Annotated in this window: 12 protein-coding genes; 5 read left to right on the top strand and 7 right to left on the bottom strand. The window is 51.4% G+C overall.

The window, feature by feature from the left end; translation table 11 throughout:
* Window position 1 precedes the first annotated feature (1 nt).
* Window positions 2-289, bottom strand: coding sequence for an antibiotic biosynthesis monooxygenase family protein (locus FHP88_RS05045; RefSeq protein ID WP_186297615.1), 288 nt, complete (start codon window positions 287-289; stop codon window positions 2-4).
* A gap of 136 nt (window positions 290-425) precedes the next feature.
* Window positions 426-686, bottom strand: coding sequence for a hypothetical protein (locus FHP88_RS19110; protein ID WP_186297614.1), 261 nt, complete (start codon window positions 684-686; stop codon window positions 426-428).
* 174 nt (window positions 687-860) lie between these two features.
* Here FHP88_RS19110 and FHP88_RS05035 point away from each other — a divergent pair, with 174 nt between their 5' ends.
* The 3 genes from FHP88_RS05035 to uvrD all read left to right on the top strand — a co-directional run bounded on the left by FHP88_RS05035 (window position 861) and on the right by uvrD (window position 5574).
* Entirely contained in the window at window positions 861-1415 is a 555-nt protein-coding gene (locus FHP88_RS05035) for a hypothetical protein (protein ID WP_144357920.1), read from the top strand.
* A 158-nt stretch (window positions 1416-1573) separates the two neighbouring features.
* The gene (locus FHP88_RS05030; protein WP_144357919.1) at window positions 1574-3139 is read left to right on the top strand and encodes a class I adenylate-forming enzyme family protein; all 1566 of its coding nucleotides are present in this window, start codon (window positions 1574-1576) and stop codon (window positions 3137-3139) included.
* A gap of 269 nt (window positions 3140-3408) precedes the next feature.
* Entirely contained in the window at window positions 3409-5574 is a 2166-nt protein-coding gene (gene uvrD, locus FHP88_RS05025) for a DNA helicase II (protein ID WP_144357918.1), read from the top strand.
* 12 nt (window positions 5575-5586) lie between these two features.
* Here uvrD and FHP88_RS05020 read toward each other — a convergent pair whose 3' ends face one another.
* From FHP88_RS05020 to FHP88_RS05005, 4 genes are all read right to left on the bottom strand, one after another.
* Window positions 5587-5952 (bottom strand): response regulator, encoded by a 366-nt coding sequence (locus FHP88_RS05020; protein ID WP_144357917.1) that lies wholly within the window; start codon window positions 5950-5952, stop codon window positions 5587-5589.
* A 105-nt stretch (window positions 5953-6057) separates the two neighbouring features.
* On the bottom strand, window positions 6058-6747 hold the full coding sequence (locus tag FHP88_RS05015; RefSeq protein WP_144357916.1) for an RluA family pseudouridine synthase: 690 nt from the start codon (window positions 6745-6747) through the stop codon (window positions 6058-6060).
* The gene (locus FHP88_RS05010; protein WP_144357915.1) at window positions 6734-7375 is read right to left on the bottom strand and encodes an alanyl-tRNA editing protein; all 642 of its coding nucleotides are present in this window, start codon (window positions 7373-7375) and stop codon (window positions 6734-6736) included. Before FHP88_RS05010 ends, FHP88_RS05015 begins: the two co-directional genes overlap by 14 nt.
* Window positions 7376-7388: 13 nt before the next feature.
* Window positions 7389-8777 (bottom strand): FAD-binding oxidoreductase, encoded by a 1389-nt coding sequence (locus tag FHP88_RS05005; protein WP_144357914.1) that lies wholly within the window; start codon window positions 8775-8777, stop codon window positions 7389-7391.
* A gap of 293 nt (window positions 8778-9070) precedes the next feature.
* On the opposite strand from FHP88_RS05005, the gene FHP88_RS05000 reads away from it, so the two are divergent.
* Both FHP88_RS05000 and FHP88_RS04995 read left to right on the top strand, forming a co-directional pair.
* The gene (locus FHP88_RS05000) at window positions 9071-9628 is read left to right on the top strand and encodes a TRAP transporter small permease subunit (RefSeq protein ID WP_144357913.1); all 558 of its coding nucleotides are present in this window, start codon (window positions 9071-9073) and stop codon (window positions 9626-9628) included.
* Window positions 9625-11004 carry a TRAP transporter large permease gene (locus FHP88_RS04995; protein ID WP_144357912.1) on the top strand — a complete coding sequence of 460 codons (1380 nt, stop codon included), beginning with the start codon at window positions 9625-9627 and terminating at the stop codon, window positions 11002-11004. Before FHP88_RS05000 ends, FHP88_RS04995 begins: the two co-directional genes overlap by 4 nt.
* Before the next feature lie 83 nt (window positions 11005-11087).
* On the opposite strand, the gene FHP88_RS04990 is transcribed toward FHP88_RS04995, so the two are convergent.
* Complete coding sequence (locus tag FHP88_RS04990; RefSeq protein WP_144357911.1) at window positions 11088-12194, bottom strand: TRAP transporter substrate-binding protein; 1107 nt, start codon at window positions 12192-12194, stop codon at window positions 11088-11090.
* Between the last annotated feature and the right edge of the window lie 215 nt (window positions 12195-12409).

Here is a 12409-nt window from a genome sequence, read left to right as displayed (position 1 = left end):
CTTAACTTGCGATACAGTTAAAAGTCCGAATCATGGTTGCTTCGGGATCGAGCTTCAATCCTTTGGGTATGTTGCTGTGCGAGGCTTTGTACTGATGGCCGTGATACCATTCATGCCAATCTTCACTTTTCTGCCAGTATGTGACGAGCCAGAATTCGTCTGGGTTATCGTCAGGATTAAGTACCTCCATACGGATAAAGCCTTCTGCACTATCGACAAGCCCTGGCCGATTTCGAAATGCCTCCCGAACCTGGTCACTCATATTATTGGCGACGACAAACTTGCTCATTGCTACAAACATCAATCCCCCATTAAAACGGTAGCGGGCAATTTAGATTAATTTATACGTTAGCATAGATGACGGCAGGCGTTTTGACAGGCCAGTAAGCCACCTTAATAAGGTGGCTTACTGGCAAGGGAAAGGGCTATTTCTCTTTCTTTACCTTCTTTTCTTTCTTCGCTTTTTTCTCCTTCACTTCTTTCTCTTCCTTCATCTCCTTTTCTTCTTTCACTTTCTTCTCTTTCTCACCCGCATAGGCCTTGCGATGTTCGGCAGCGGTGTCACTCATTTTTTCTTCGGAAACGCCACCGGCCCCATAGGCTTTACCCTCTTTCTTGGCGGCTAATGCGTTGCTGGCGGTGATCATAAGTAAGGTGCTAAGAACAACTGCTAACAGGGACTTCATTGGTATTTCCTCTACGACAGAACGAATCAATAAACCCCAGTATAGACCAGAGAATTGATATAGGATTGCTAACTATTGCAAATACCGTGAAGATTTAACCCGCTTTCGATAGGCTAGTGAAACCGTATGGGATTTGATTTGTCTATTGGGTAGATTGGACTGCGGAGGTGCAGGATGAGTTCCTTATTAAAATCGATTATAGCTATCGTCACGCTGATGCTTGTTACGGGCTGTGTTCAGCAGTCGATTAGAGATCGTAATTCGGCTTTTTTCCAAGTGCCCGTAGGGAGCATCTTGGTGCTCCATGATACGCTGGAGATCAAACCCGGACACACGCGACTGTTTGTACAGCGTGGGGTTGTGACAAAGCATTCTGATCTGGACCAGTATTGGCCCAGTTGCAGTTTCGAGGTGCGGGATCTTAAGGAGACGCCTCAGCAGATTCAGCCCGATAGTTTTTCAGTTGTCAGGGTACAACAAGGTGAGACAGAGATCGTTGGCCTTGCGCCTGTCCAGGTGGCGGCGCTTAACCTGAGCCGGCTAGCCGTATGGGATGGTGGAAATCCACTGGTGTCCCGTTTGTACCATCTTTGGCTAACGTCTGATCAGCAGCCTAATGTTATGCGGGTCACCTGCTATGGCGCAATGGCCGGTCTTCCAGAGGCGGATTTGCCCCTGTTTATGGAGATTGAGGCGGCTCTCGGCCCTATCGCGACCATCAAGCTCTAGTCACTGCCTTGATGGGGAAGCATTAGCCTTATCTTATGTGGTAGATTAACCCCACAAGTCCTGTGCTGTCTCTCAACAATTCATACTCTCAATTGATATTGGGGCATTGTTGAGTTTCCAGGGGGTATCGCCAATAGAATGTCAGGCTAATTCTAAAGATGTTAATTACCGAAATATTGTCCCGCAATGGGCGTATGTATGCCGATGAGATCGCGTTGATTGAACGTGATCCTGAAATCAACAGTCGGCGAGAGATCAGTTGGCGCGTATTTGATCAGGAGGCAAACCGCTTTGCCAATGCCTTGATCGCCTGTGGTGTTCGCAAGGGTGATCGAGTACTTCATCTGATGATGAATTCCCTTGAGTGGCTGCCCTGCTATTTTGGTGTCCTTCGATCAGGGGCCATTGTTGCACCGCTTAACTTCCGTTTTGAGTCCGAGATTATCCAGGCCAGCAACGATATTGTGGAGGCCAGAGTTCTGTTATTTGGACCGGAGTTTATTGAGCGAATCTGTGAAGTAAAAGCCGCGCTCGATCGTACCATTGAGCACTATATTTATATCGGACCAGAGCGTCTGTGCCCTGACTTTGCGGTTGATTATGCTTGTTTTGTTGATGGTGAAGATTCAGGGTCTCCCCAATTAGCGATTGATCTGATGGATGACGCAGCGCTCTATTTCACATCGGGGACAACCGGGCTGCCGAAGGCCGTGAGTCTGACCCACAGAAATCTTGAGCACGCCTGCTATGTGGAAAATCAGCACCACCGGCAGACCCATGAAGACAACTTCCTCTGTATTCCGCCGCTGTATCATACTGGTGCCAAGATGCACTGGTTTGGAAATTTTTTGGTGGGAGCAAAAGCGGTACTGTTGAAGGGAGCAAGGCCCGATTGGGTACTTAAAGCGGTATCAGAAGAGCAAGCGACCATTGTCTGGCTGTTAGTGCCTTGGGCGCACGATATCCTGATTGCCTGGGAGAATGGCGATATCGATTTTGGCCGTTACAAACTGGACCAGTGGCGTTTGATGCATATTGGCGCCCAGCCAGTACCACCCAATCTGATCAAGGCGTGGCGCAAGCTGTTTCCACATCATGAGTATGATACCAACTATGGCCTGACTGAAAGTACCGGGCCCGGCTGTCTCCATCTGGGTCTGGGTAATACCCATAAAATCGGGTCAATAGGAAAGCCTGGGTTTGATTGGGAGGCCTGTATTGTTGACGACAGTAACTGTCAGTTACCACCGGGTGAACCGGGTGAGTTGATTGTGAAGGGCCCTGGTGTCATGCGCGGTTACTATCGCAATCCGGAGGCGACGCGGGAGGCGCTTCGTGACGGGTGGTTGCATACCGGGGATATCGCCATGACAGATACAGAGGGTTTTATCTGGCTGGTCGATCGTAAAAAAGACCTGATTATTACCGGGGGTGAAAATGTCTCCCCCGTGGAGGTCGAGCACTTTTTTATGGAGCATCCCCATATTCAGGATGTTGCGGTCATTGGGACGCCGGATCAGCGCCTCGGGGAAATAGTAACGGCGATTATTCAACTCAAGCCGGGTTGTGATATGACCGACGAGGAGGCTACTGTTTTTGCTCAGCGCCTACCCAAATATAAACGTCCTCGGTGCATCCACTTTGATCTGATACCGCGCAATGCAACGGGAAAGATTGAGAAGCCTAAATTACGCGAACGCTATGGTGTGCTGCTGCCAGCCTAATTTAATGGCAAAAAAAACGGGCATGACGCGATCAATACCCGTGAGACTCCCTCCTGGAACCCCTTAATGCGTGCAATCCTGACGCGGGGTTTATTGTTAGTCTGATATCGTTATTCCTTCCCTTGCCCTGTTCAAACTCTACGTCTCTCTTATAAAACGCCATGAAGCGTAGGGAAATGATGCCGATCAATAAACGGTTCTCGCTGGTTGTCGGAGTTTACTTTTTGTTGGCGGTCGTGATCCTGCGCAACCACTGTTAAGATAATCCCATGGACGTATCACATATTCTTGAAGGTTTAAACGATGCCCAGCGCGAGGCAGTCACTGCCCCGCCGGGTGGGATGCTGGTTTTAGCGGGTGCCGGAAGTGGCAAGACGCGAGTGCTGGTGCATCGCATCGCTTGGTTGCTGCAGGTTATCGGGGCTTCGCCCTGGAATATTTTGGCCGTCACATTCACCAATAAGGCGGCCAAGGAGATGAAGGGGCGGATCGAGGTCCTGCTGGGGCATCCGGTGGGTGGTATGTGGGTGGGGACTTTTCATGGATTGGCTCATAGGTTGCTACGCGCCCACTGGAAAGATGCCAATCTCCCTCAGAATTTTCAAATCCTCGATTCAGATGACCAGTTTCGCATGATAAAACGCCTGCTGAAGGCGATGGATCTGGACGAAGCGCGCTGGCCACCCCGCCAGGCACAGTGGTTTATCAACGGTCGCAAGGATGAGGGGGTGAGACCACAGCACATGGATGACGGGGGTGATCCCTATCAGCGCACCATGATTCGTATCTATAGCGAGTACCAGTCTGCCTGTGACCGGGGTGGCGTGGTGGATTTTGCGGAGTTGCTGCTGCGTGCCCATGAGCTGCTACGGGATCGACCGGATATTCTGCACCACTACAGAGAGCGCTTTCAGCATATTCTGGTGGATGAGTTTCAGGATACCAATACCATTCAGTATGCCTGGCTGAGACTGTTGGCAGGTGAGCAGAACAGTCTCTTTGCCGTAGGCGATGATGACCAATCAATCTACGGTTGGCGCGGCGCCCGGGTGGAACACATTCGGGATTTCAGAAAACATTTCACTGATGCACCACTGCTGCGACTGGAGCAAAATTACCGTTCCACGGCTACCATCCTTAAGGCAGCCAATGCGGTGATTGCCAATAATCCCTCTCGTCTGGGCAAGGAGCTCTGGACGGACGGTAGCGAGGGCGAACCGATCAATCTCTATAACGCCTTCAATGAGGTGGATGAGGCGCGCTTTGTAGTCGAACGGATCAGGCACTTTGCTACAGAGGGACATCGTCGGGATGAGTGCGCGATTCTGTATCGTTCCAATGCCCAGTCACGACAGTTTGAAGAGGCGCTCATCCAGGCTCAACTGCCCTACCGGGTGTATGGTGGGTTGCGATTTTTTGAACGCGCTGAGATCAAGGATGCGCTGGCCTATCTTCGCTTGATGGCCAATCCCCAGGAAGATCCCTCTTTTGAGCGGGCAGTCAATCAGCCGCCTCGTGGGATAGGCCCTCGCACCTTGGATGCAGTACGTGCCCATGCCCGTGATTTTGGCTGTTCGCTCTGGCAGGCAGCCCATGAGTTGATTAAGGGTGGTGCGATGACCAAGCGGGCCGCTACGGCCTTAAATGCCTTTCTGGAACTGATTGCCGAGCAGCAGGCCAGTGTTCAGGGGCTTTCCCTGCACGAGATGACGGACCAGGTCGTCTCTGCGTCCGGCTTGGCGGATCATTTTCGTAAAAGCCGAGATGGCAAAGGACAAGACCGGGTGGAAAATCTGGAGGAACTGGTCAATGCTACACGTGAGTTCAGCTACGAATTGTCAGCTGAAGAGGAGGAGATGGACCCACTGTCGGCCTTTCTGGCTCATGCGGCGCTGGAGGCCGGTGAGAATCAGGGTGACCAGTTTGAGGATTGCGTGCAGCTGATGACTTTGCATTCGGCCAAGGGGCTGGAGTTTCCGCTGGTGTTTATTGCCGGCGTTGAGGAGAAACTTTTTCCCCACAGCATGTCGGCGGAAGATCCGGAAAGGCTCGAAGAGGAGCGGAGGCTCTGTTATGTAGGTATGACCCGTGCGATGGAGCAACTCTATCTCACCTATGCGGAAAGCCGCCGCCTGCATGGCAGTGAGTCCTATCCCCTGCCCTCCCGGTTTCTGCGAGAGATTCCCGTTGACCTGATTCGTGAGGTGCGATCCAGGCCACAAATAAGTCGGCCGGTTTACGCGGCGGCCTCAACCGGCTATACCCTGCATGAAAGCGGATACCAGCTGGGACAGCGTGTACTACACCCAAAATTTGGTGAAGGTGTGGTACTCAATGCCGAAGGTCAGGGCGGGAGTGCGCGGGTACATGTCAACTTCGAGCAGGTGGGGGCGAAGTGGCTGGTGGCCGCCTATGCCAATCTACAGCCGATCTGATCAGCATCACTCTCAGGGATGTATAGGTCGGGCCAGAATTTTCCTAATGGCGTTAACGAAATCTTCTGCTGACAGGGGTTTAAGATAGGTGGCGGTCACCACTGGCCTGGATAACTGGATAAATTCCGGATAAGCGGACAGCACCATGACAGGTATTGAATACTTGCCGATCAGTTTAAAGATCCCCTCCAGGCCGTCGTGATCAGGCATGACTAGGTCCGTCACAACCAGAGCGGGCTGATATTTCTCGATCAATTCTACGATGCGCTCACTGTTCTCAGCCTGTACGACCTCATAGTCATGTGCCTCCAGGCTTAGACTGTAGTACTCCCTCAGGGGCTGGTCATCTTCAAGCAGTAGGATGGTGTTCGAAGCCATTGATCTATCCCTTTTTCAACTGGCGCCAGGATGGCACAAATAACGTATAACCACGTTCATAGTATGGCAGAATTATTTTAACCCGTGTTTTTTTGTCTGCATGCCTTACCCAAAGGGTGGCGTAGATCGAAAGGTCATACGCGCATGTGTCATGGGATGCTCAAAGGCCAGCTCAGTGGCATGTAACTGTAACCGATCGGCCTTATTTTGGCTGGTCGCATCGCCATACAGGTTATCACCCAGTATGGCATGCCCGATAGCGAGCATATGAACCCGAAGTTGGTGGGAGCGACCTGTCTCAGGGATCAGCTCAACCAAACTGCTGTTATTCTCAGTGGTGTAAGAAAGCAACCGAAAGTGAGTGATGGAGGGCTTGCCCATTTCATGGTCCACTTTCTGTAAGGGACGGTTGGGCCAATCGGTAATCAGGGGCAAATTTATCGTCCCTTCTGGAGGGTCGATCTTGCCGTCTACAAGGGCTCGGTAGCGTTTATCAATCCGCCGTTCCTGGAACATTCGATTCAGAACTCGATGCATCTCCCTACCCCGTGCCATCACCATAATCCCGGAAGTGCACATGTCCAGGCGATGTACGATCATCGCATCCGCTATTCGGGATTGAACACGGGTGGCCAACGAGTCCCGTTTCTCTTCCCCTCTGCCCGGTACCGACAAAAGACCACTGGGTTTGTTTACAATCAGAATGGCGTCATCCTGGTAGATGATATCCAGACCCGAATCGACGGGAGGTGTGTAATCCCCCAGTCGCAATTTGCATGAACTATTCGTCGACATAGATTTCGATGCGTTCCTTACCTTTGCCCGGGTTCTTGCGCTTTAATGTGACGGTGCCGATCTCCTGGGTGTGGCGCAGATGCGTGCCCCCACAGGGAACCTGGGCAAATCCATCAATGCGCCAATAGCGCCGTCCCTTTGACTGATCGCTGTAGTCACTGTGTATGGGAAGATTCTGCTGAACGAGTGCATCAATACGCTGTTTGAGATCGGGCAATAGCGCACTGAGATTGTCCTGTGAAAGAAAATCAATGCGTGCTTTATCCTCTGCGATATGGGCCCCTATCTTCTCAATGCCGGGTCTCGCCTTGTAGATCAACTCAAGGGTGATTTCGCAGGCGAAGTGCAGCCGCATCAGGCGATAGCGACGTGGCCAGTTGATCTCAACGGAGACCACTTGCCCCGGTATGAGTCCGTGATCCGCTACCAGGGTGTAGATGATCTCTTGTTGATGCCAGTTTGCGGCGAGAACCGGTATTTGATTGATCGTACCCTGGTCGCTCTCCTGCCCGCCAGAGAATGCAAAGAAGATGGTTCTGTCCAGGGTTATACAATTATCCTGGACACTGGTGATCCGAGCTTCAGCACGGGTTTGGTAAGGATCGCTCCAAAAGAGTTTTTCAACCACGTTAGTTTTGCCTTCAGTCCATACGAAGTACTTTGCCAGGATTGAGCAGGTTGTGGGGGTCCATCGCCTGCTTGATCTGCCGCATCAGTACCACGCCTTCGGGGTTTTGCTCTTCGAGAAATCTTATCTTTCCTTGACCAATGCCGTGCTCTCCACTGCAAGTACCATCCATTGCCAAGGCGCGGCGTACCAGTCGGTGATTAAGTGCTTCGGCCTCTTCGATTTCCTCTGGGTGGTCTGGATGCGGAAGAATGGCCAAGTGGAAATTGCCGTCGCCGACGTGTCCCAACATCACAATCGGCATGCTGGCGGCATCGATATCTTTGCGGGTTTCGCGGATACATTCTGCCAGACGGGAGATGGGTACGCAGACATCGGTAGTGATCGCCTGAGTCCCTGGCTGAAGTTGCAGTGCCGAGGGGTAAGCATCGTGACGCGCCTTCCAGAGGCGGTTGCGATCCTCACTGAGCGTCGCCCAGGTAAAATCACTGCCATTGAAATCACTGGCGATCTGCTGAACCGCTTCAGCCTGCTCTATTACCCCCGCTTCACTACCGTGAAACTCGAGGAACAGATGGGGCTGCTCTGGATAATCTGTTTTTGAATAGCGGTTGATGGCATGCATCATCAACGCATCAAGCAACTCAATCCGGGCTATGGGGATGCCGGATTGAATGGTCAGGATTACCATATTGATGGCGTCATCCACTGTGGGGAAGCTGCATACGGCTGAAGAGATCGCCTCCTGCAAACCATGCAGCCTCAGAGTTATCTCGGTAATAATGCCAAGTGTACCCTCAGAACCGATAAACAGGTGGGTCAGGTCATAACCGGCCGAAGATTTTTTCGCGCGCGTGCCGGTTTTGATAATGCGGCCGTCTGCTAGCACGACTGTGAGTGACAGGACGTTCTCTTTCATGGTGCCGTAGCGTACGGCATTGGTGCCTGATGCACTGGTGGCGGCCATGCCGCCGAGTGATGCATCAGCGCCAGGATCAACTGGAAAGAAGAGGCCCGTATCGCGTAGATGGCTCTCCAGCTGCAGGCGGGTAACGCCGGCTTGCACGGTGCAATCTAGATCTTCTTGGTTGACTCGCAGGATCTGATCCATCTGTCCCATGTCGATACAGATGCCACCATGGATCGCCTGTACATGGCCCTCAATTGCTGTTCCGGTGCCGTAGGCAATGATGGGCACGCTGTGCTGTGCGCAGATCTTAATAATTTCGCTGACCTCTTCGGTGCTTTGTGCAAATGCTACAGCATCAGGTGGTAATGGCTTAAAGCCGGACTCATCATGTCCATGATGCTCCCGTACTGCGGCTGTGGTTGCTAGTCGGTCACCCAGCAGCCCGGTCAGCTGTGAGATTGCGTTTTCTACAGGGCCGTAATGAGCGCGCATGATGATGTATACCTGACTGTTTGAGAGTTTTTTGGTGGCTATTTAATCTACACATTACTCAGTATGCAGACATAATATAGCCGTAGAATAAGATGTTGGCATGCATTATATCCAGCCATTAAAAAGTATCATATGCAACCATGGGAGGCTGTTTGGTTATAGCCCATGTTTGTAGGGGTATTTCATAGCGTTCCGTTTTACTGATGGAGGTGGTTTCTCTTGGTTGAATCTTGTATTGTTCAGGGGTTTAACGGTTGTACCCCATAATAATTACCCTTGAGGGGTTTTAATCTATGCAGAAGCTTTTACGTTTTTCCGGACTGATTGATACCGTGAATGAACGGATTGGCCGGCTGATCTCCTGGTTGGTTCTGATTATGGTGTTGTTGGGTGTTTACAACGCCGTCACGCGCAAATTAAGCCAGACGATTGGGGTTGATCTGAGTTCCAATGCCTACATCGAAGGCCAATGGTTTATGTTCAGCCTGGTGTTTTTGTGGGGGGCGGGTTATGCGCTGAAACATCAGGCCCATGTGCGCGTGGACATTCTCTATTCCCGGGTATCAGAGCGAGCCAAGGCTTGGATTGAAATCTTTGGGACCTGTTTCTTTCTTATTCCGCTGTCGGTACTGATCATCTGGGTCAGTTACACCTATGCGGCCGATTCCTGGGGTGTCATGGAAGGGTCCCCTGATCCAGGCGGATTGCCGCGGTACCTTATTAAGTCGGCGATACCTATCGCCTTTTTGCTTCTGATTATGCAGGGTTTCAGCGAATTGATTAAGCATATTGCCTTTCTCAGGGGGCTCATCCCCTTCCCTCGACCTGATCACGCGGAGGAGGGAATATGAACCCGGATCTATTAGGCCCCATCATGTTTGGGGGTGCATTGTTGCTGATCTTTATGGGATACCCTGTTGCCTTTGCTTTGGGTGGGACCGCATTAGGTTTTGCTGCGATTGGCATCAATATGGGGTTGCTTGATTTTGCCCTGCTGCAGGCCATGTCGCAGCGTATTTTTGGCGTGATGCAAAACTACACCCTGCTCGCAGTACCCTTCTTTATTCTGATGGGTATGTTGCTGGAGCGAACGGGATTGGCAGAAGACCTGTTGAAGACCATGGGTATTGCCTTCGGTCGGGTGCGCGGTGGGCTCGGTTTCTCCGTTGTGATTGTGGGTACCCTGTTGGCCGCAGCAACTGGTGTGGTGGGTGCTACGGTAGTCGCGATGGGGCTGATTGCCCTGCCGATTATGCTTGAGAACAGATATTCGAAGTCACTTGCCTGCGGCATCATTTCGGCATCGGGTACCTTGGGCCAGGTGATTCCGCCGAGTATAGTTCTGATTGTATTGGCGGATCAGCTAGGTGCGCCGGTGGGCGATCTGTTTGTGGGTTCGCTGATCCCTGGCCTGATGCTGTCAGGACTCTATATGGTGTATATCGGCATCATCGCTCTGCTCCAGCCAAAGAAGGCGCCGGCGATGCCGAAAGAGGCTCGCGATTTAGGTGGCAAAAAACTGAGCCGTGAAATATTGGTGGTAATGATTCCGCCTTTGGCGCTGATTGTGGTTGTACTGGGGAGTATCTTTGCGGGTTGGGCAACCCCCACAGAAGCAGGGGCCTTTGGTGCGGTTGGTGCGATGGTATTAGCGGTAGCCAAGCGGCGCCTGACCTTGGCTTCTGTACTCGACAGCATGACCGAGACTGCCAAGCTGACCAGTATGGTGATGTTTATCCTGGTGGGCTCACAGGCATTTTCTCTGGTATTCCGCGGCCTTTATGGGGATCTTTGGGTTGAGGATCTGTTGACGTCGCTGCCGGGCGGTGCAATTGGTTTTCTGATACTGGTTAACCTGGTGGTGTTTGTTCTCGGCTTCTTTATTGATTTCTTCGAGATCGCCTTTATCATCGTGCCCTTGTTAGCACCCGTGGTGGTCAGGATTCTGTCGCCAATGTTTGCCGAGTTTGACGAACCTGCTCGAATGGCCCTTGTCTGGTTTGGTGTGATGATCGGAATGAACTTGCAAACATCCTTTTTGACCCCGCCATTTGGCTTCTCACTTTTCTATCTGCGGGGCGTGGCACCCAAGTCGGTAACGACGGGCGATATTTATCGGGGAGCGGTCCCCTTTATTATCATTCAGTTGATCGGATTGATATCACTGTTCTATTTCCCACAACTGGTGACGGGACTACTCAGTGCGGGTGTGGGTCAATCTTATTAGTTGCAGTGCTTAGTTATGTGGAATGAAAAAGCCCCATCTCAAAAAAGAGATGGGGCTTTTTTTAGGCTTCACACCAAGTGCAATTACTTGAAGTTAAAGCGGGCGTAGGATGTCTCGGCGGTACTGAACCAAGTATCGGAACCTGCTTTGAACGCCTTCCATCCGTCATAGATTTCTTTAAATTGAGGATTGTCTGCGGACAGTTCATCATAGAGCGCATAGGCTTCTTTACGAGTTGCTTCCAGGATTTCCTGGGAGAATTCACGCATCTGAACACCTTTGTCCAGAAGGCTCCTAAGCGCTTTGGGGTTTTTAGAGTCATAGTCAACCATCATGTTCAGATTGGCCTCTGCGGCGGCTGAACTGACGATCTCCTGGAAATCTTTTGGCAGGCTATCCCATGCCTTCTGGTTGACATAGAGACTGAGGGTTGGAGCGGGCTCCCACCATCCTGGGTGATAGAAGTACTTGGCTACTTTGTAGAAGCCGGCCTTCTCATCATCATAGGGGCCAACCCATTCTGTGGCATCAATCACGCCACGCTCAAGAGCGGGGTAGATTTCAGCGCCGGGGAGTACCTGTACGGTGACACCCAGACGACTCATCACCTTACCGCCCAGTCCGGGGATACGCATCTTCAGGCCCTGCAGGTCGGCTACGGTATTAACCTCTTCACGGAACCAGCCACCCATCTGAACGCCGGTATTACCCGCAGGGAAGTTGACGATATTGTGTTCTGCAAAGACCTTACGTAACTGCTCCAGTCCACCACCGTTATAAAGCCACGCATTCTGTTGACGATAGTTGAGTCCGAATGGAACGGCGGTATCGAATGCTAATGCGGGATTCTTGCCGATGTAGTAGTAAGAGGCCGTGTGCCCCATCTCTACTGTTCCTTGTGATACGGCATCAAATACTTCAAGGCCACCAACGATCTCACCACCGGCATAAGGGATGATTTCAAACTGACCATTGGTCATGGCCTTTACTCGTGCAGCAACCGTTTCAGCACCACCATAGATGGTGTCAAATGCTTTCGGCCAGCTAGTGGCCATACGCCATTTAATTTTCTTTTGTGCCGTTGTAGTGGTTTGTGCTTCTTGCTTTTGACTGCAAGAAATTAGGGTGGCTGAGGCCCCGGCTACCGCAGCACCAACTGCCGCCTTTTTTAGAAAGTCGCGACGCTTCATCTGGATCTCCTCTAGTTTTGTAGAGTTATTATCGGTTTGTTCTGAACAGCTCAGAAACCTATATATATGCGATCGACCAAGGGAGTGCAAATGGAATCGTATATTAATAACTTTAGAAAACCTAAGGAGATACTTGTTTGGTAGCGATTGACTCGCCACTTAGTCCTTGTTTGAAACGCTTGGGAATATAAAAAGGCGCGATCGGTAAGTGCGAC

This window comes from Sedimenticola selenatireducens (assembly GCF_007625115.1).
GTDB classification, from domain to species: Bacteria; Pseudomonadota; Gammaproteobacteria; order Chromatiales; family Chromatiaceae; genus Sedimenticola; species Sedimenticola selenatireducens_A.
This window is presented reverse-complemented; position numbering and strand designations above follow the sequence as displayed.